The sequence below is a fragment of the Pseudomonas sp. PDM14 genome (assembly GCF_014851905.1).
Classification (GTDB): domain Bacteria; phylum Pseudomonadota; class Gammaproteobacteria; order Pseudomonadales; family Pseudomonadaceae; genus Aquipseudomonas.
In genome coordinates, this window is record NZ_JACVAQ010000001.1 from 1,240,956 (window position 1) to 1,260,172 (window position 19,217).

General features: G+C 66.6%; 21 protein-coding genes. 8 read left to right on the forward strand and 13 right to left on the reverse strand.

What is annotated here, in order from left to right:
* The first annotated feature begins 13 nt into the window (after positions 1-13).
* The 4 genes from IB229_RS05895 to IB229_RS05910 all read left to right on the forward strand — a co-directional run bounded on the left by IB229_RS05895 (position 14) and on the right by IB229_RS05910 (position 3,610).
* The gene (locus IB229_RS05895; protein WP_192325885.1) at positions 14-310 is read left to right on the forward strand and encodes a hypothetical protein; all 297 of its coding nucleotides are present in this window, start codon (positions 14-16) and stop codon (positions 308-310) included.
* A gap of 16 nt (positions 311-326) precedes the next feature.
* A complete protein-coding gene (locus tag IB229_RS05900) occupies positions 327-1,634 on the forward strand; it encodes a DUF1329 domain-containing protein (RefSeq protein ID WP_192329282.1) in 1,308 nt (435 codons plus the stop codon).
* A 78-nt stretch (positions 1,635-1,712) separates the two neighbouring features.
* Positions 1,713-2,732 (forward strand): NADP-dependent oxidoreductase, encoded by a 1,020-nt coding sequence (locus IB229_RS05905; protein WP_192325887.1) that lies wholly within the window; start codon positions 1,713-1,715, stop codon positions 2,730-2,732.
* Positions 2,733-2,818: 86 nt separating this feature from the next.
* Positions 2,819-3,610 (forward strand): SDR family NAD(P)-dependent oxidoreductase, encoded by a 792-nt coding sequence (locus IB229_RS05910; RefSeq protein ID WP_192325889.1) that lies wholly within the window; start codon positions 2,819-2,821, stop codon positions 3,608-3,610.
* A gap of 268 nt (positions 3,611-3,878) precedes the next feature.
* On the opposite strand, the gene IB229_RS05915 is transcribed toward IB229_RS05910, so the two are convergent.
* Positions 3,879-4,523: an FMN-dependent NADH-azoreductase gene (locus tag IB229_RS05915; RefSeq protein WP_192325891.1), complete on the reverse strand. Its 645-nt coding sequence runs from the start codon at positions 4,521-4,523 to the stop codon at positions 3,879-3,881.
* A gap of 24 nt (positions 4,524-4,547) precedes the next feature.
* The gene (locus IB229_RS05920; protein ID WP_192325893.1) at positions 4,548-5,030 is read right to left on the reverse strand and encodes a GNAT family N-acetyltransferase; all 483 of its coding nucleotides are present in this window, start codon (positions 5,028-5,030) and stop codon (positions 4,548-4,550) included.
* 90 nt (positions 5,031-5,120) lie between these two features.
* Between IB229_RS05920 and IB229_RS05925 the strand changes: the two genes are divergently transcribed.
* On the forward strand, positions 5,121-6,560 hold the full coding sequence (locus tag IB229_RS05925) for a PLP-dependent aminotransferase family protein (protein ID WP_192325895.1): 1,440 nt from the start codon (positions 5,121-5,123) through the stop codon (positions 6,558-6,560).
* 4 nt (positions 6,561-6,564) lie between these two features.
* Here the strand turns inward: IB229_RS05925 and IB229_RS05930 are convergent, their stop codons facing one another.
* The gene (locus IB229_RS05930; RefSeq protein ID WP_192325897.1) at positions 6,565-7,044 is read right to left on the reverse strand and encodes a carboxymuconolactone decarboxylase family protein; all 480 of its coding nucleotides are present in this window, start codon (positions 7,042-7,044) and stop codon (positions 6,565-6,567) included.
* A 147-nt stretch (positions 7,045-7,191) separates the two neighbouring features.
* Entirely contained in the window at positions 7,192-8,697 is a 1,506-nt protein-coding gene (locus IB229_RS05935) for a PLP-dependent aminotransferase family protein (RefSeq protein WP_192325899.1), read from the reverse strand.
* Between the two features lie 124 nt (positions 8,698-8,821).
* On the opposite strand from IB229_RS05935, the gene IB229_RS05940 reads away from it, so the two are divergent.
* The gene (locus IB229_RS05940; protein WP_192325901.1) at positions 8,822-10,027 is read left to right on the forward strand and encodes an NAD(P)/FAD-dependent oxidoreductase; all 1,206 of its coding nucleotides are present in this window, start codon (positions 8,822-8,824) and stop codon (positions 10,025-10,027) included.
* A gap of 96 nt (positions 10,028-10,123) precedes the next feature.
* Complete coding sequence (locus IB229_RS05945; RefSeq protein ID WP_192325903.1) at positions 10,124-11,161, forward strand: hypothetical protein; 1,038 nt, start codon at positions 10,124-10,126, stop codon at positions 11,159-11,161.
* Between the two features lie 97 nt (positions 11,162-11,258).
* Here IB229_RS05945 and IB229_RS05950 read toward each other — a convergent pair whose 3' ends face one another.
* From IB229_RS05950 to IB229_RS05990, 9 genes are all read right to left on the reverse strand, one after another.
* A complete protein-coding gene (locus IB229_RS05950; RefSeq protein WP_192325905.1) occupies positions 11,259-11,462 on the reverse strand; it encodes a hypothetical protein in 204 nt (67 codons plus the stop codon).
* Positions 11,463-11,555: 93 nt separating this feature from the next.
* The gene (locus tag IB229_RS05955) at positions 11,556-12,005 is read right to left on the reverse strand and encodes a YqaA family protein (RefSeq protein WP_412547773.1); all 450 of its coding nucleotides are present in this window, start codon (positions 12,003-12,005) and stop codon (positions 11,556-11,558) included.
* A 181-nt stretch (positions 12,006-12,186) separates the two neighbouring features.
* Positions 12,187-12,405, reverse strand: a complete 219-nt coding sequence (locus tag IB229_RS05960) for a hypothetical protein (protein ID WP_192325907.1) — start codon at positions 12,403-12,405, stop codon at positions 12,187-12,189.
* Between the two features lie 103 nt (positions 12,406-12,508).
* Positions 12,509-13,009 carry a DUF3592 domain-containing protein gene (locus IB229_RS05965; protein ID WP_192325909.1) on the reverse strand — a complete coding sequence of 167 codons (501 nt, stop codon included), beginning with the start codon at positions 13,007-13,009 and terminating at the stop codon, positions 12,509-12,511.
* A gap of 75 nt (positions 13,010-13,084) precedes the next feature.
* Entirely contained in the window at positions 13,085-14,275 is a 1,191-nt protein-coding gene (locus IB229_RS22015; protein WP_192325911.1) for an MmgE/PrpD family protein, read from the reverse strand.
* Positions 14,247-14,477: an MmgE/PrpD family protein gene (locus IB229_RS22020; RefSeq protein ID WP_192325913.1), complete on the reverse strand. Its 231-nt coding sequence runs from the start codon at positions 14,475-14,477 to the stop codon at positions 14,247-14,249. Before IB229_RS22020 ends, IB229_RS22015 begins: the two co-directional genes overlap by 29 nt.
* Complete coding sequence (locus IB229_RS05980; protein ID WP_192325915.1) at positions 14,474-15,520, reverse strand: phosphoglycerate dehydrogenase; 1,047 nt, start codon at positions 15,518-15,520, stop codon at positions 14,474-14,476. The genes IB229_RS22020 and IB229_RS05980 overlap by 4 nt, the downstream gene beginning before the upstream one ends.
* 156 nt (positions 15,521-15,676) lie before the next feature.
* The gene (locus IB229_RS05985; RefSeq protein WP_192325917.1) at positions 15,677-16,960 is read right to left on the reverse strand and encodes a CitMHS family transporter; all 1,284 of its coding nucleotides are present in this window, start codon (positions 16,958-16,960) and stop codon (positions 15,677-15,679) included.
* 135 nt (positions 16,961-17,095) lie between these two features.
* A complete protein-coding gene (locus IB229_RS05990) occupies positions 17,096-17,875 on the reverse strand; it encodes a MipA/OmpV family protein (protein ID WP_225578920.1) in 780 nt (259 codons plus the stop codon).
* Positions 17,876-18,010: 135 nt separating this feature from the next.
* On the opposite strand from IB229_RS05990, the gene IB229_RS05995 reads away from it, so the two are divergent.
* Positions 18,011-19,213, forward strand: a complete 1,203-nt coding sequence (locus IB229_RS05995) for a citrate synthase (protein WP_192325919.1) — start codon at positions 18,011-18,013, stop codon at positions 19,211-19,213.
* Positions 19,214-19,217: the final 4 nt, after the last annotated feature.

Sequence of the window (19,217 nt, forward strand, 5' to 3'; positions counted from 1 at the left end):
CCGAGGCTATCCCATGATCAAGCAGCTCCTGACTGCGACGGCGTTTTTCGTCGTCGCCACCGCGCAGGCCGAACCCTACGACAACTGCGTCACCAATGAACTGGAAGATCGTCTGATTACGGCGGATCTTGCGATCGCCGCCGGCAATTGCCACCTGGCCCTTGCCAGCGATGGGAGCCAGATATTTTCGGCATTGGAATACGCTCACAGCTGGTTCCTCCAGGCGCAAGCGCTGGGTTCCAATCAGGCACGCCAGGCACTGGATCTGGTCGAGCAGAAACTGGCGCAGGCAGGGCACGCTCATGACTAAGCCCATCGCCCTATCGATGCTGCTGGTCGCCATGACCGTCAGTGCCAGCCTCGCTGCAGCAGAGGAATTCACGCCGCTGGGCGCCGAGGCAGCCGGTAATGCAGACGGTTCAATCCCGGCCTGGACCGGCGGCTTCAGCCGTAACGTGACGTGGAGCGACATCGGCAAGCAGTTCGTCGATCCCTTCGCCGATGACCCGGTGAAATTCTCCATCGATGCCAGCAATCTGGAGACCTACCGGGACAACCTCACCCCCGGACAGATTGAGCAACTGCGCCGCAATCCGAACGGCTATCGCCTGGACGTCTACGAGACGAGGCGAACGGCCAGGTACCCCGATTATGTGTACGCGGCTGCGGGCAAGAATTCGCAAACGGCCAAGTTGGTGCCAGGCGGCAATGGCGTACTCGACTACCAGGGCTACTACCCGTTCATCCATCCCAAGAGCGGGGTGGAGGTGCTGTGGAACCACTTCATGCGCTATCGCGGCGGCAGCCTGCTGCGCACCCATACCCAGGTCATCACGCAGACCAACGGCTCTTTCAGCCAGGTCCAGCTCGAAGACCGTGCGGCCTGGCCGGAGAACCTCAGTGGCTTCGACCCGGTCCGCGATGCCAACATCATGATCTTCTCGACACAGAAGGTGACCGCCCCGGCTCGCCTGGCGGGCAACATCCTGCTGGTGCAGGAAACCATCGATCAGGTCAAGGAACCGCGCCTGGCCTGGCTCTACAACGCTGGGCAGCGGCGTGTGCGGCGTGCCCCGCAAGTCGCGTATGACGGCCCCGGCACCGCTGCCGATGGCCTGCGCACGTCCGACAACTACGACATGTACACCGGCTCGCCGGATCGGTACGACTGGACGCTGGAAGGCAAGCAGGAAATCTACATCCCCTACAACAACTACCGCCTGACCAGTCGTGAGCTGACCTCGGACATGTTGATCGAGAAGGGACACCTCAACCCGAACTACCTGCGCTATGAGAAGCATCGCGTGTGGAAAGTGGTCGGCACCCTCAAGCCGGGCATGCGCCATATCTACGCCAAGCGCGTGTTCTACATCGATGAAGACACCTGGCAGATTGCCCTGGCTGAGCACTACGACAGCCGCGGCGTGCTGTGGCGGCTCTCCGAAGGCTTCCACGTGCAGTACGACTACGCCGATACCCCCTGGTACGCAGGGGAGGCCATCTACGACTTCACCAACGGCCGCTACCTGGTATTCGGCCTGACCTACAACAGCGCACAGCCCATCACTTTCGGCTTCAAGGCGAGCAAGTCGGAGTTCGTGCCGGCCGCTCTCAGGGCCCAAGGCATTCGCTGAACGCGTTCAGGGGATCGTTCAATCATTCGGTGGCGCCATCAGGCGCCACCCATCGCGCAGTGAACTCAGGTGAGATCAATGAAAGCCTTCGTAATCGAGCGTTATGGAAAGCAGGAACCCTTGCACCTGGCCGAAGTGCCGGAGCCCAAGCTGGGCGAGCAAGACGTCCTGGTGCGGATTCATGCCGCGAGCATCAATCCGCTGGATCTGAAGATTCGCAGTGGTGCGCTCAAGCGGATTTTGCCTCTGCGCCTGCCATTGGTGCTGGGCAATGACCTGGCCGGTGTGGTGACGCAGGTAGGCACCAAGGTTCAACGCTTCAAGCCGGGCGATGAGGTCTATGCCCGCACCGATACCCGTCGTATCGGCACCTTCGCCGAGTTCATCGCGGTGGCCGAATCCAACGTCGCCCTGAAACCGCCCAGCCTGAGCATGGCGGAGGCTGCCTCGATTCCGCTGGTTGGCCTCACTGCCTGGCAGGCACTGGTTGAGAAAGGCAATCTGCGCAAGGGACAGAAGGTCTTCATTCATGCAGGTTCCGGCGGCGTCGGCACGTTGGCGATCCAGCTGGCCAAGCATCTGGGTGCGAGCGTTGCGACCACCACCAGCAGCGCCAATGTCGCGCTGGTGAAAAGCCTCGGCGCGGACATTGTCATCGACTACAAGAAGGACGATTTCGCCAAGACGCTGCGCGACTACGACCTGGTGCTGCACAGCCTGGGCAGTGAAGAACTGGAGAAATCGGTGGGCATACTCAAGCCCGGTGGCCAGCTCATCACGATTTCCGGCCCAGCCGACCCCGAGTTCGCCAAAAACAACGGCATGCCCAAGCTGGTGCAAATGATCGTGGGGCTGCTGAGTCGCAAGATTCGTAAAAAGGCTGGGAAACAGGGGGTCGGCTACTCCTTCCTGTTCATGCGAGGCAGTGGCGAGCAACTCTCAACACTAGGGGAGCTGATCCACAGCGGCGCCATCCGGCCGACGGTCGACAGGGTCTTCCCATTCGAGGAGACGAACGAAGCTCTGGCGTATGTCGAGGGAGGACGCACCAGGGGCAAAGCCGTAATCCAGGTTGTTGCTCTCGCCAATCAGGCCTGAGGGCGTCACGTCGCAAGCATCGAGTGGCAGACGAACTGCTAAGTCACCAATCTCATGTAATCCCCACAAAACCAAGGGCAAAACCAATGAACAACCGTCCATCAGTTCTCATCACAGGTGCATCCTCCGGGATAGGGGCAATCTACGCAGAGCGGTTTGCTGCTCGCGGCCATGACCTTGTCCTGGTTGCGCGCGACAAGGCTCGGCTCGAAACGCTCGCGGCTCGTTTGCGCGAAACCAACGGCATCAGTGTCGATGTGCTGCAAGCCGATCTGACGGATGCCACAGACCTGGCCGCTGTCGAGGCGCGACTCAGCGATGATGCCCGGATTGGCATACTGATCAACAACGCCGGCATTGGCCAGTCCGGCAGTTTCATCGACCAAGCGGCTGGCGCCATTGATCGCCTGATCGCGCTCAATATCCTTGCCCTGACTCGGCTATCCAATGCCATCGCCCCCCGGCTTGTGAAGACTGGCGAAGGTGCAATCGTCAATATCGGTTCAGTCGTAGGCCTGGCGCCTGAGTTTGGCATGTCGATATATGGGGCAACCAAAGCTTTCGTACTGTTCCTCTCCCAGGGGCTCCATCTGGAGCTGTCTCCGAAAGGGGTTTATGTGCAAGCGGTGCTTCCCGCTGCAACCCGTACCGAGATATGGGCGCGTTCGGGCAATGACCTCAACTCTTTGCCGGCAATGATGGAAGTGGACGAGCTGGTCGATGCCGCACTGATTGGTTTTGATCGTCGCGAGCTAGTAACCATGCCTGCACTGCAGGCTGCAGAACGCTGGGACGCTTATGACTCTTTGCGCAAAGGCCTGCTGGCCGAGATCAGGCAGGATCGTGTTGCGGCGCGTTATCACAACGTGAACGAGTAGTGCCTGCAAGCGAAGCAGTAGCGGCACGCCGCAGCGCAGAAGCCCGCGGACCTGCCTGCCCGGTTTCCCCAGCGGGGTGATCGATGACGGGGAGTCCGAGCGCAGACGTATCGCCCAGGCGATCAAGGTGGAAGGCCCGCGGAACCTGGACGACGCGGGCCTGATGATCGCCCGGCGCTACACGGCCATCGGCCTGGCCTCCTCTACCACCCCAGTTGCCGCTATGTGCCGACGGCGCTCAGTTCACCTGCAGCGTGCGTGACCGCACCTAGCCAAGACTGAAGAACGCGGTGATCGCGCGACCGGCCAGGGCACGCGCCTCCTCCAGCGCGTCCTCGCCACGGGCCGTACCTTCGACGGTGAAGAACTGCAGGTCGTGCAGGCCCACGGTGCCCAGCGCGACGCGCAGGTACGGCCGCAGGAAGTCCGGCTGGCGCGCGCTTTCACCGCTGATCAGACCACCCGACGAGATCGCCACGTACACCGGACGGTCGCGCAGCACGCCGACCTTGCCCTGCGGCGTCGGGGTGAAGGTCACGCGCACCCGCACCACGTGATCGATCCAGGCCTTGAGCGCCGAGGGCACGGTGTAGTTGTGCATCGGCGTGGCGATCAGCAGCACGTCGGCGGCATCCAGGGCGTCGATCAGGGCATCCGAGCGGCACAGTGCGTCGCCGTCCTGCCCGTTGCTGGACGCCGTCGCCGAGCCCAGCGCCAGTGCATAGGGCGCATCGACATGGGCCAGCTGGTTGAGGTCGTAGTCGAGCAGGTTGATGGCGCGGCCGCCGGCCTGCGCGGCGAGACCTTCGATGACCTGCTGGGACAGGCGCAGGCTTTCGGAATCGGCGCCACGCGGGCTGCCGATTAGGCGCAGTACGTGCAGCGGCGTGCTGCCCGGAGGGGTCGATGTCATGGCGGTTGGCCTCCTGAATGAGTGTCAGTGGGTGTCGAGGAGTTTCTGGAAGCGCAGCGCGCCGCTGTAGAGGCCTTCACGGAAATAGAAGCGCTGCGCACGGGAATTTGCCAACCCGGTGTCGAGCACCAGGCGCGCGCAGCCTTCGGCACGGCCAACGCGGTCCAGCGCCCGCAGCAGCCTGGCGCCCCACTGGCCGCCGCGGCTGGCTTCACTCGTCACCAGGTCGTCGACATAGAGGAAGGTGCCGTAGACGAGGTTTTCCTGCAGGCGGTAGCCGGCCAGCGCCACCAGCATGCTGCCGTCGAATGCGCCGACCAGGCGGTAGCCCTGTGCGCCCATGCGCTCGACGCGGGCGACGAACTCGGCCTCGCTGGCGAGGTGCGGACGCAGTTCGTGCATCAACGGGTAGGCGCTGCGCAAGTCGCGCGGTCCGTCGAGCGGGCGCAGCGCCGGGTCGGCAAGATCGAGCACGCTGGTCAGGGGATGATTGGGCGAATGGGTCATGGCGCTATCGCAGGTCCGTGAGTGATGGCTGCATCCTAGGCCGTCGATGCCATAATCGCAGGAGCCATGAATGGACATTGTGACTAGGCCATGACCCAGCCCTTCCTCGACACCTTCGCCCCGCTCGCCGAGCGCCCCGACACGCCGCTGTACCGCCAGCTCTACGAGCGGGTGCAGGCCGCCATCGCCGCCGGCACGCTCAGCCCTGGCGACCGCATGCCCTCGGCACGCGCCCTGGCCAAGGAACTCGGCGTGGCCCGCGGCACCATCGAACTGGCCTATTCGCTGCTGACCAGCGAGGGCTACCTGCTCGCCCGCGGCCAGGCCGGCACGGTGGTCAACCCGCAGCTGCAACTGCAGGCACTGGCCACGCCCAGCGCACCGCCGCCGAGCGATGCCAGACCGGGCGACGAAACACCCGACGTGCTCTGGCGGCCGTCGCAGCTGCTGCCGTTCCAGATGGGGGTATCGGCGCTGGATGCCTTCCCGCGCAAGATCTGGGCGCGGCTCGGCGCGCGCTACCTGCGCGGCATGCGCCCGGCGGACATGGACTACCCGCCGCCGCACGGCCTGCCCTCGCTGCGCAGCGCCATCGCCTCCTACCTGCAGGTGTCGCGCGGCATCGATTGCGGCGCGCATCAGGTGTTCATCACCAGCGGCTGGCGCAGCAGCCTGGCGTTCGTCGCCCATGCGCTGCTCAGCCCCGGCGGGCGCGCCTGGGTCGAGGACCCCGGCTATCCGCTGACGCGGCAGATCCTCCGCCAGTTCGGCCTCGAACCGGTGCCGGTCAGGGTGGATGCGCAGGGGATCGACGTGCAGCACGGCATCGCCCAGGCCGGCGACGCACAGCTGGCGGTGGTCACCCCCGCGCACCAGAGTCCGCTGTCGATGGCACTCTCCTTGCCGCGTCGCCAGGCGCTGCTGGACTGGGCCGCGACGCATGACGCCTGGGTGGTGGAAGACGACTACGACGGCGAATACCGCTATGCCAGCCGCCCGCTGCCGGCGCTCGCCAGCCTCGATCGGCATGGTCGGGTGTTCTATGCGGGGACGTTCAGCAAGGTGCTGTTTCCGAGCATCCGCCTCGGCTACCTGGTGGTGCCGCAGGCACAGGTCGCCACCTTCGAGCGGGTCGGGCGTGCGCTGTTCGCCGCGGCGACGCCGACCATGACCCAGGCCATCGTTGCCGACTTCATCGCCGAGGGCCATTTCGCCCGGCACATCCAGCGCATGCGCCGGCTCTACGGCGAACGCCGGGCCGAGACCATCGCTGCGCTGGAGCGCGGGCTGGAGGGTCGCCTGCGGGTGGAACCGTCACCGGGCGGCATGCACCTGGTGCTGCGCCTGCCGGGCGAGCGCAGCGACCGTCCGCTGGCCGACCGTCTGCTGGCAGACGGCATCGCGGTGCAGGCGCTGTCGCGCTGGTCAGCCTCGGCGCAGCCCGATTCGGCGCTGCTGCTGAGCTTCACCAACTGCACCTCGCCGGCGCAGGCACAGCGCCTCGGCGAACTGATCCGCCAGGCGCTGTGAGGCCTCAGGCGAGGTTGGCCTTGTCCAGGCCGAACAGCTGATCGGACGAACCCGGCACCGCCTGGAACGCCACGTTGAGACGGTTCCAGCCGTTGATGGCGACGACCAGGAAGGACAGGTCGGACAGCTCCTGCTCGGAGAACTGCTCGCGCACGCTGGCGTACACGCCCTCGGAAACCCCGTGCGGCGGCAGCTGGGTCAGCGCCTCGGTCCATTCCAGCGCGGCACGTTCACGCGGCGAGAACAGCGGCGACTCGCGCCATACGGCGACATGGTGCAGGCGCAGTTCGCGCTCGCCGTGAATCTTGGCTTCCTTGACGTGCATGTCCACGCAGAACGCGCAGCCGTTGATCTGCGACGCACGCAGCATCACCAGGTGGGCCAGCTCGGCAAGAAACGGCTTCTTGCTCAGCAGCATGGTGAACTCCACGTACTTGTTGGAGGCTTGCGGGGAGAGTTTGAAATAGTCGAGGCGCTGGCTCATGGAATGACTCGCTCTGAAGGATTGAAGGGGCGCCGCAGCCTGTCCGCCTGTGCGCAACGACAGCGGCCCGGTGATGGCAAATCTATCCAGGCTTGGCCCGGTCACCCAGAGCCAAGACCCGCACTTTCGACTGGGCCATGATCGACCTCAGCGCAGCCCTTGCAGTGCCTTCTGCACCACCTGCGCCGCGTCGAAGATCGAGCGTTCCTCGTACGGCGCGAAGCCCAGTACCAGCCCCGGCGCACGGGGCGTGCCGCAGTAGCGCGCGAGCGGCATCACGTCGATGCCCTGCTCGGCGAGACGGGCGCAGGCCCGGGCTTCGTCGGCCACCTGCAGGTGGCAGGCGATGTCCAGCCCGGCGCGGATTTCCGGCACCTCGATCAGCCCCTGCCAATGGCGCTGCGCCGCTTCGCTGAGCGCCTCGGCCCGGGAAGCGTAGCGCTTGCGCATGCGCCGCACGTGACGGTCGAAATGTCCCTCGTTGATGAAGTCGGCGAGCACCGCCTGGCTCAGGCTGTTGGCGTGGCGGCTGATCAGCGCGGAGGCGCGGGTGAAGCTCTCCACCAGCTGCGGCGGCAGCACCAGATAGGCCAGGCGAATGGCCGGGAACAACAACTTGCTGAAGGTGCCGGCGAGAATCACCGAGCTGTCCGCCGCCGGCAACGAGCGCATCGCCGGGATCGGCTTGGCGATGAAGCGGTACTCGCTGTCGTAGTCGTCTTCGAGGATGTACGCACCGCTCTCGCTGGCCCAACGCAGCAACGCCAGGCGCCGCGCCGGCGACAACTCGCCACCCAGCGGCAGCTGGCGTGACGGCGTGACGTAAGCCAGGCGGGCCTTCGGAGCGCGGCGGATGCCCTCGTCAACGCGAATGCCGTCGCGGTCCACCGGCACGTCGACGGCCAGGCAGCCGGAGACTTCGAGCAGTTGCCGCGTGCCGGGGTAGCCGGGGTCTTCGACCCACACCTGCTCGCCGGGCGGCACCAGCAGGCGCAGGCACAGGTCGATGCCCTGCTGCACGCTGCTCAGCACCAGGATGCGCTCCGCCGACACCTGCACGCCGCGGGCGATGGCCAGGTAGCCGGCAATCGCCTCGCGCAGCGCCGGCAGGCCGGACGGATCGGAATCGAACAGTGCGCTCAGGCGTGACGAACGCAGCTGCTGGATGTGCAGCTTGCGCCAGGTGTCGACGGGAAACGCGCGCACATCGCCACGGTGGGGAAAGAACGGACGCAGACCGGGCGTCACCGCGCGACGGCCGAACACCGGGCTGATCGCGCCGAGCCGCTCGACCCACGGCGTATCGGGTGGCGCCCGTGGCGGCTCGACATTGGGCACCACCTTGCGTCGCACATAACCGGCATGCAGCGTGGCGTCCGGCAGCACCTCGCTGACGTAGGTGCCGCTGCCCGCCCGCGCCTGGATATACGCCTCCGACAACAGCTGCTGATACGCCGCCTGCACGGTGCCACGCGCCAGCGAATAGTGCTGCGCAAGGGCGCGGGTGCTGGGCAGTTGGCTGCCGCTGGGCAGGCGCCCCCCAAGGATCGCCTCGCGCAGGCTCTGGTACAGCCACTCCTGCAGGCTGGCATCGGCGGGCGGTGTGCCCAGGGGCAGGGAAAGTCCTTGCGAGGGGCGTTTTTCGCGGGGCATGGGCGCTCAAAGTGGACCAGTGCTTTATCGCACAATTGGATCAATACCATGATCCACGTCCATTGCACACTGACCCCGTCGTTCGAATTCAGCCGTTTTCCATCTTCGTTAGGGAGTGACCCACATGAACCAACAAATCCTGATCATCGGTGCCGGCTTCGGTGGCCTGTGGAGTGCCCTCAGCGCCGTGCGCCTGCTCGACCAGCAGCAACGCCTCGACGTCAGCGTCACCGTCCTCGCGCCGCAAGCCGAACTGCGCGTGCGTCCGCGCTTCTACGAAAGCGACATCACCCCGACCGTGGCCCCGCTGAGCGAGCTGTTCGACGCCGTGGGTATCAACTTCATCGGCGGCGCCGCCACCGGCATCGATGCCGACGCCAAGCGCGTTACCTACACCGACGCTAGCGGCGCCCCGCAGGTGCTGAACTACGATCGCCTGGTGCTGGCCGCCGGCAGCCAGGTGGCCCGTCCTGCCGCACTGAGCGGCATAGACCTGGCCTTCGACGTCGACAGCTACGAGTCGGCAGAGAAGCTCAACAGCCACCTGCAAGGCCTGCGTGACCTGCCGGCAAGCCCCGAGCGCAACACCGTGGTAGTGGTCGGCGGTGGCTTCACCGGCATCGAAACCGCCACCGAAATGCCGGGGCGCCTGCGGGAAATCCTCGGTGCCGATGCCGACGTGCGGGTGGTGGTGGTCGACTCCGGCAATGCGGTCGGTGCGGCCATGGGCCAGGCCATCGCCGACGTGGTCGCCGAAGCCAGCGACGAGCTGGGCGTGACCTGGAACCTGGGCTCCGCCGTGCAGGCAGTGGACAGCAACGGCGTGATCCTCGCCAACGGCGAACGCATCGACGCCAAGACCGTGATCTGGGCGGTCGGCGTGAAGGCTTCGCCGCTGACCCAGCTGGTCGCGGGCGAACGTGATCGCCAGGGCCGCCTGCATGTCGACCGCACCCTCAAGGTGCTCGGCCAGGATTCGATCTTCGCCACCGGCGACACCGCCTACGCCGCCAGCGACGACCTCGGCAACTACGCACTGATGACCTGCCAGCACGCCATCGCCCTCGGTCGCTCGGCGGGCAACAACGCCGCCGCCGACCTGCTCGGTGTCGCACCGCTGCCGTACAGCCAGGTCAAGTACGTGACCTGCCTCGACCTCGGCGCCTGGGGCGCCGTGTACACCGAAGGCTGGGATCGCAAGGTGGTGCTGACCCGCGCCGAAGGCAAGGAGCTGAAGACCCAGATCAACACCCAGTGGATCTACCCGCCGGTAGCCAACCGCGACACCGCCCTGGCCGCCGCCGACCCGCTGATCCCCGTGGTCGCCTGAAGCCCGGCGCCGGGTTCACACCAGGCGCTCCCCTTCCAACCCGGACGCGTGTCGTCCGGGTTTTCTTCGCTCATCTGTCTCGTTCAGGAGATGCCCATGCTCGATGCCCACGCGCGCGGCCTGCCCAGCCGCCCCGGCACCTGGCCGCTGCTGCAGCGCTGGTCCCTGTGGCTGCCGCCGCTGATTGCTGCCTTCTACCCCTTCCTGCTTGACGCCTTCCACCTGCGGGTGAAGGCCGACGGCGCGGTCACCCCGGGATCCGCGCTTCTGCTGCTGGCCATGTTCGTCGTGCCGGCGCTGGGTCTGTACCTGGCCTGTCGCGCCGATGGCCGCGAGCCCGGCGCTATCCGTGCCCGGCGCCTGGCCCTGTTGCTGGTGGCGACGCCGACGCTGTACTGCTTCGTCGGGGTCAACCTGTACATGCTCGGCAGCCCGGTGGCGGACGCCTGGTTCTGGACGCCGGCCTGGCTGCTGGTCGCCCTGTGCGCCAGCCTGGTTACCCCGCGCGCCAGCGCAGGGCATACCGCCTCGGCGAGCAGCCCAGCGCTGCGCGTGGCCCACGGCAGTGCCGGCCTGCTGGTGACGCTGTTCGTCGGCTTTCATTTGTTCAACCACCTGTTCAGCCTGGCCGGCGAAGAAAGTCATGCCCGCCTGATGGACTGGGGCCGGCAGTTCTACCGCGCGCCCGTGGTCGAGGCGCTGCTGGTCGCCGCCCTGCTCTTCCAGGTGGTGTCCGGGCTGCGCCTGGCATGGCAGTGGAGCGCGCGGGGCGGTGATTTCCAGCGTCTGTTCCAGCTCGCCTCGGGGGTCTTCCTCGCGGTGTTCATTCTCGGCCACCTGAACGCGGTGTTCGTCTTCGCCCGCACCTGGGCCGGCATCGAGACCGACTGGGCCTTCGCCACCGGCGCACCCACCGGGCTGATCATGGACCCGTGGAGCATTCGCCTGCTGCCGCATTACGCCCTCGGCGTGTTCTTCATCCTCGCCCACCTCGTCTCGGGGCTGCGCGTGGTGTTGCTCGCCCACGACGTCGCGCAGGCGACGGCCAACCGCATCTGGTGGTTCGGCGCCGCCGGCGCGGCGCTGGTGTCGCTGGCGATCATGCTCGGCATGACCGGCACGCGGCTGGCATGAAGGCGGCGGTCACTGCCCGCGTCGCCGCGCGGGCAACCGCAGAATGCACAACGCCCCGCAGGACGGGGCGTTGCTGTTTACGCGCCGGCGACGCGCGTCAGAGGCGTATGCCGGGGCGGCGCTTGGTCAACTGCTGCACCATGGCGCTGGCGACGACCGCCGTGGGTAGCAACGCATCCGGCACGCCGGGGCCGCGCACGCGATAACCGCGAATCTCGGTGGTGCCATCCGGGCGCTCCACGACCCACTGCACCACGCTGAACGCGCCCTTGGTAAATACCGTTGCTCCTGATCGTTCCATTACTCAGCCTCCTTGCTCGAACGAACGAGCGTAGACGCTGTTCCCAGTGGCGCAAGCGGGCCGGATCAACGGTGCAACGCCGTTCGCTGCGGGCTACGCCAACCAGCCGAGCGTCAGCGCGGTGAGGAGCAGGTAACGGCCGGCCTTGGCCAGGCTGACGAGCAACAGGAAGCGCCAGAACGGCTCACGCAACACCCCGGCCATCACCGTCAGCGGATCGCCGATCACCGGCGCCCAGCTCAGCAGCAATGACCAGCGGCCGAAGCGCCCGTAAGCGCGCTGCGCCTGGTGCAGCCGCGCCTCGCTGATGGGAAACCAGCGTTTGTGGCGCAGGCGTTCGATGTAGCGACCGAGCAGCCAATTGAGCACCGAGCCCAGCACGTTGCCCAGCGTCGCCACCAGCAACAGCGCCGCCACGGGATAGCGCTCGGTCAGCAGCAAGCCGACCAGCACGGCCTCGGACTGCATCGGCAACAGCGTGGCAGCAACCAGCGCGGAGAAGAACAGGCCGGCGTAGGCTGGCACATCCCACAGCGCAATCATGCGCGCAGCCCACTGGCAGGTGTCGTGTAACGGGCGCCATAGGGCCCGCGGTTGCCGGTCATGCGTGATCTCCAGAACATGCGAGCAGTCCCGCCCAGCTCGCAGCGCGTCAGGCTACAGCAGAACGGTCGGCGGATGGGCAACGGCAGCGATGGTGCTCGGTAACGCGGGCAGGCAACGATCAGGGGTGGAATTCGTCGGCGATACGCTCGATCAGGGTTCTGGCAATGATCAGATCGTCGTCGTTCAGTTGCGAGTTGCTGTAGGCGCGAATGATCTCGTTCTGGATCTCGATCAACTGGCGCGTCTTGCGGGCACACCGCGAAGCAGGTTGCGGGTATTGCGTCGGCAGCAGTTCAAGCAGGGTTTCGCAGCGGCTGATGACTGGTGACGTTTTCATACGGGGTGCCTGCGCAACCGGGGGCCAAGAATGCGGCGAAAATTCTACGCCCCGTGCCCGGCCAGCAAATAGTTCTTTAGTACTGGTTTCCTGAGCGCACAGCTCAACGCGCGAAGAACCACCAATAGGCCAGCACCGGAGCCAGCCCGGCCAGTAACGTCACAGCCTGCTTGAACGGCCCGGAACGGATCAGGTAGCTCTTGGCGGGTTTGCGCGGGTTGTAGTGGACCGTAACCCGCCCGGCAGGATCGACCTCGATCCCGCGCATCTGCGCCTGCAGCACAAAGCGGCCATTGGCGCTGGCCATGACTTTCCAAGGCGACAGGCGATTGCCGCTGTAGGCGTTGCCATCCACCTCGTACGTGTAGGCGACCTTGCCCACGTACTCCTGCTGCGACGGCACGTAATCACGGGCGCCGAACATCGCCACATCACAACGAACAAGCTGGCCGGTGGTGCTCGGCCAGCGCCAGATCAGCCACAGGTACATCGCCGAAGACACCATGACCGCACAGACATACAGCGCCGCCAGCAGCGCCAGGCTCTGCTTGTCGCCCGCGGCGGCCCGTTCGAAAACCTGATAGATGGCAGTGAAGATGTCCATGGCTGTCCTGGCGCTGTGCGAGACGACCGAATTTACACCGCCCGCGCTCAGCGGGGCGTGCCGTCATCACAACAATCAGCCTGTGGAGCGCGAGCCGCGCCTGAGCATCGCGGCGAACAACGGCGAATACTGCGTTTGCCGCTCCAGCCGCGCGACGAATGCCAGTACCTCATCCTGGGCATCCTGGCTGATGTGCGGCTGCGCCATCTTGCGAAACTTGCGCTCGAAGTCGGCATCGCCCATCGGCGTTTCCAGGGAGCCGGGGCCGCTGAGCATTTCGCTGCTCAACGTCTCGCCCGAGGTCAGCCGCAGCGTTACCCGGTTGGCCAGGTAGCGCGGAAACAGCCGCGTCAGCGCCGGGTCCTCGGTCACCGTGGTGCGGCTCATCAGGGCGATGGCGCGCGGGTCGGCGATCTGCTCCGGCGCGTAGGACGCCAGGCTGATGTCGCCATCCAGCAAGGCACGCGCGACGTTGTAGGGCAGGCTGTGGTCCGCGGTTTCACGCGTGCGCGGTCGCCATTTCTCCGCCGAATCGGCAAGCACGCGGCGGTTGAATTCCGAGGTTTCGATATGGATGGCCTCCACCTGCGCGAGGTCGGCGAGGCGCCCGCGCAGATCGATGCCCGCCCACACCGCGGTGTGCAGTTCGCCATTGGTGGGGAAGGTCTTGGTCAGCGAGCGGAGGATGGCAAAGCGACCATTGGCGGCGCTGCCGAAGTTCTCGACATCCAGCGCGAATTCGCCGGTGACCTGCTTGAACAGGCCCATCTCGCCCTCGAACACCGGCGCCGGCCCGGTCATGCCGTGGCGCGCCAGGTTCGCCGCGAAGATCGCGTTGCGCGCGGCGTTGGCCGCCGAACAGCCCTTCCAGTCCGACAGCGCCCCGGAGCGCACCTGGCGCATGGCCAGGTGGCCGCTGAGGGCGATGTTGATCGCCTGCTCGGTGCGCGCCTCGTCCAGTTTCAGCAGGCGCGCCGCGGCGGCCGCCATGGCCACGTTGATGTAGTTGACGTGGTCCCAGCCGCGCTTGTTGAGGCTGGCGGCGTCCTGCAGGCGCATCTGGATTTCGTAGGCGACGACGATGGCGGCGATCAGCTCGCGGCCGCTCGCCCCTTCGGCCTCGGCCAGCGCCAGGCAGGCGGGGATGTTGTCGCTCGGGTGGCCCGGTTCGAGGCCCATGTAGCCGTCGTTGTAATCGAGAAAGCGCACCATGCTGCCGTTGGCGAACGCGGCCAGTTCAGGGGGTGGTGCGCAGCGTCGTGCCAAACACGCTCGACGCCGCCTGCGGGGTCTGCGCCGCCAAGGCGATGGCGGCCTCGACCGGCTTCGCGCCATAGGCGCCGAGAACGCAGGCGAGGCTGTCGAGAAGACGCTGGCGGACGCAGGCGAGCACCGCCTCGGGCAATGTCTCGGCGTTCAGCTCGCAGGCGTAGCGGGCGAGGCGCCGGGCCAGGGTCGGGGTACTCATGGCTGCACCTCCTGCGGCAGGCTCGTGGTGACCGCGGCAGGATCGCGGCCATCGGCGATCACGCAGGCCGCCGGTGGCGTCTCGCCATTCAGCACCGCCACCGCGCACTGTGCGGCGATCAGGTTGGTGCGCTGCAGCCCTTCATGGGTCGAGGCCCCGCTGTGCGGGGTCGCTACCACGTTCGGCAGCGCCAGCAACGCCTCGGTGGTGGCGCGATAACTGGAGTCGGTTTCGCTGAGGAAGACATCCAGGCCGGCACCGGCGATGGCGCCGTCCAGCAATGCCTCCAGCAATGCGCGGTCGTCGACCAGGCCACCGCGGGCCGTGTTGATCAGCACCGCCGTGGGCTTCATCCGATTAAGGGCCAGGGCGTCGATGAGAAAGCGCGTGTCCGCCAGCAACGGTGCATGCAGGGTCACGTAGTCGCTCTCGGCCAGCAGGGTGTCGAGGTCGACGTGCTGCACGCCAGACTCGCGTGCGTGGTTCCAGTCCGGGTGCGGCGCATACGCCAGCACGCGGGCATCGAAACCGGCCAGACGCCTGGCCACGCCGCGACCGATTCGGCCGAGGCCGATGATGCCGACGGTCTTGCCGTACAGGTCGCTGCCCAGGGCGATGGCCCAGTCGCCATTGATCATGCGCGCCTTCGAATCGCCCAGGCGCCGGCCCAGCGCCAGCATCATCGCCAGCGCATGGTCGGCGACGCTGGCATCGTTGCCGCCGACGGCGATGGTCGCGACCTTGCCACTGGCGCGCACGGCGGCCACGTCGACGCGCTCGTAACCAACGCCGCGCCGGGCGATCACCTGCAGGCGCGGCAACTGCGCCAGCAGCTCGGCGGTGATCCAGGCGTGGCCGACGATCCAGGCGTCGACATCGGCCAGCAGGGCGAGCAGCTGAGCCTGGCTCAGGTCGGCGTCGCCCTGCCCCTCGGCAAGCTCGGCGATGTGCACCTCGCAGCCGTGGCCGTGCAGGTAGGCCAGGCTCTCGGGGTCGAAGAAGCGCTGGGTGACCAGCACCTTGCGGGGGGATTTTTCGGGCATGTGCATCGCCTCATCGAATCACGGGGCCGCCTCGGCAGCGGCGTTCAACGGACCAGCCACGCGCCGTATGCCGGCACGCGCTGACGTTCTGGCGGCAAGCCGCCGCCGTTTCCCCGGCTCATGGCGAGCGGGGAATGGCAGGACGCAAGAGGAGCGCTAGATGATCGCGCCGGTGGCCAGCGCCGAGAGAATCAGCACCGCCGAACAGCCCAGCGCCCAGGCCAAGCCGTAGCGCTGCAGCTCGCCCATGTCGCGCTTGAGCAACCCGGCCAGCAGGTAGGGGGCGGCGATCAGCGGGCTGAGGGCGTGCACCGGCTGCCCCAGTACCGAGGCGCGGGCGATGAACAGCGGATCCACGCCGTACTGCGCGGCGGCACCGTTGAGGATCGGCAGGATGCCGTAGAAGAAGGCATCGTTGGACATGAAGAAGGTGAAGGGGATCGCCGCCAGCGAGGTGATCACGCTCATGTACGGTCCCGAGCTGGCCGGCACCATGTCGAGGAAGGCCTGGGACATGGCATCGACCATGCCCGAGCCGGTGAGAATCCCGGTGAAAGCACCAGCGGCGAAGATCAGCGCCACCACGTTGAGCACGTTTTCCGAATGTGCGGCGATGCGTTCCTTCTGGTCGGCCAGGCGCGGGTAGTTGATCACCAGCGCCAGGGCCAGGGCGATCATCATCAGCACCGGCAGCGGGCCGAGGCCCAGGCCCATGCTCACCACCAGCCCAAGGGTCAGCGCCAGGTTGACCCAGAACAGCCGCGGGCGATGGCTGTCCTTGACCTTGCGCTCCAGCTCGGGGGCCGCCCCGTCATGCTGGCCAGGCACCCAGCCGAGACGCCGACGCTCGCGCTTGCCCAGCCACCAGGCCGCGGCAAAGGCGTAGACCAGGCCGATCAGCATGGCCGGGATCAGGCCGACGAACACGTCCATGGCATCCACGTGCAGCGCACTGGCGGCACGCGCGGTCGGCCCGCCCCAGGGCACGATGTTGATCACCGTGTTGGTCAGCAGCAGCATCACCGCCAGGATCAGCGGGTTCATGCCCAGGCGCAGGTACACCGGCAGGAAGGCGGTAACCACCACCAGCACGGTGGTCGCACCGTCGCCATCCAGCGAGATCACGGTCGACAGCGCAGCGGTGCCGAGGGTGATGCGCAGCGGGTCGTTGCCGACCCAGCGGATGATCCGTTTCACCGCCGGCTCGAACAGGCCGGCGTCGAACATCACCGCGAAATACAGCAGGGCGAACATCAGCATCATCGCGGTCGGGGTGACCTTGAGGACGCCGTCCAGCACCATCGTGCCCATCTGCGAGCCGAGCCCCAGGGCCAGGGCGAAGGCCACCGGCACCAGGATCAAGGCGACGATTGCCGACAAGCGCCGCGTCATGATCAACGTCATGAACACGATAACCATCGCAAAGCCAACCCAAGCCATTTTCTTATCCTTGTTATGCAAACGCGTTCAGGTAGGGACACGTGCAGCAGGCGCAGGCGGCGCCTCGTGTGCACGATGGGCAAAACCTACACATTGATGAATTAATCGTAAATCTGTATTTTTTTCGTACACCAATCAGTCGAACAACCAGGACAGGCCGACCTTCACCCCGAACTGGCCGGCGTCGCCGTCCAGCAGCGGACTGTCGGCTAGGCGCCCGGGCAGGCGCTGGTAACTCGCCTCGCCATTCAGCAACCAGCGCTCGCCAAGCGGTTGCGACACGCTCAGGGCCAGGCTCGGTACCACCACGCTGCCCGGACGATAGCGCGCCACACCGCGCGACTCCTCGTCATTCAGGGTGCCGTAGTAGTAATCGGCGAGCCCGCCGGAGAGGTAGCTCAGCGCCACCGAGGGGGTCACTGTCGCACCCGCCAGCGCCACGGGATAGCCGTATTCCAGGCTCACCTCGTAGCCACCGCTGGCGCCGCTGACATCACCTTTCGCGCTGCCCTGCAGCTCGCCGAGCGTGCCCTTCCAGGTGGCGTGCAGGCCCAGGTCGATGCCGTCGTCGCGGTCGTCCAGCAGGTCGCGGTCGATGCCGTTGTCGGCCAGTTCCTCGCGGCCGAAGTCGTCAGCATCGATGCCGTCGAAGCGCCCGGCGACGATCACGTCCAGGCCGAAGCCATTGCCCTGGTACAGGTGCACGCCCGCCCGCAGGCCGCGCACGAACAGGCGCTCGCCCTCGTAGGTGAGCAGCGGCAGCAGCGACAGCGAGGTGTCGGCGCCGGCATACGGACTCTGCGCCAGCGAGACGCCGACACCGACGGCCTGCAAGCCGGGGGCGTCCGCCTGCGCCGCCAGCGGCAGCATCAGCACGGCGGGGATTACGAACAACGCGAGACGTGAGGATTTCATGAGAACAGCCTTTTCCGAGAGCCCATTACCGGCCGAAAGCGTCGACATAGACGCGCCCGCACCACCATTTACAAGAATGTAAACAGTCGACTAACATCGGTAAATCTGTACACATATCGTCCATATAAGGCTGCCATGACCCAACAAGACGAGCTCTACCTCTCCGCCGAAGAGGCCGCGGCCCTGCTCGGCGTCAACCTGCCGACCCTCTACGCCTACGTCGGCCGCAAGAACATCCGCTCGCTCAAGGTCGAGGGCTCGCGCAAGCGGCGCTACTGGGCGGCGGACATCCAGCGCCTGGTCAAGGGGCCGAAGAATGGCGAGGCCGGCAGCAAGCGCAGCGTGGACTCCTACAGCTCGCTGACCCTGCTCACCGAAGACGGCCTCTACTACCGCGGCCGCGACATCAACGAGCTGGTGGAGACCGCCACGGTGGAGGAAGTCGCGGAGATGTTCTGGCAGGTGCCGGGCGCCTTCGGCACCTCGCTGCCGCACATGCCGGCCGGGGTCGACCAGCTGTTCGAGCTGTACGCCAACACCACCGTGATCGAGAAGGCCATCGCCCTGTTTCCCCTGGTGGAACGGGTCAACCCCAAGGCCTTCGACCTGTCGCCGGAAGGCTACGCGCGCACCGGCGCCGACGTGGTGCGCTGGTTCGCCGCCCTGGTGGTCGGCAACCGCGCCCCGGATACGCGCCCGCTGCATGAGTTCATCGCCTCGTCCTGCGGCGTCGACCAGCGCTTCGCCGACCTGATCCGACGCATGCTGATCCTGTGCATCGACCATGAGCTGGACCACTCGACCTACAGCGTGCGCGCCGCGGCGAACACCGGGGTCACGCCCTACTACGCCGCCATCACCGGCCTGGCCACGGCCCGCGGGCGCCGCGTGGCCTATGGCCGCAACGAGGCGGTCAGCCACCTGCTGGACGACATATGCAACGCCAAGGACCCGGCCGAGCCGATCCTCCAGTACTACAGCCAGGGCGGCGAGATCCCCGGCTTCTGCGCCAACGCGCACACCGCCCACCACGTGCACAGCATCGCCGACCCACGGGCGATCAGCCTGAAGAAGACCCTTGATGCAATGTTCGCCGACGACCCGGAATACCGGCGCCTGCTCAAGGCGATGCAGGTAGCCGAGGAGCTGGTGCAGCACCCGGCCGAGTTCATCCTGCTGGTCAGCTTCGTCGGTCGCAAACTCAACCTCGGCGGCCAGGAGCTGGCGCTCGCCGCGGTCGCCCGCCTGATCGGCTGGTTCGCCCACGCCAGCGAGCAGTACAACCAGCAGCCGCTGGTCCGCCACCGCGCCCGCTACACCGGCGCCCTGCCCGGCTGATAGC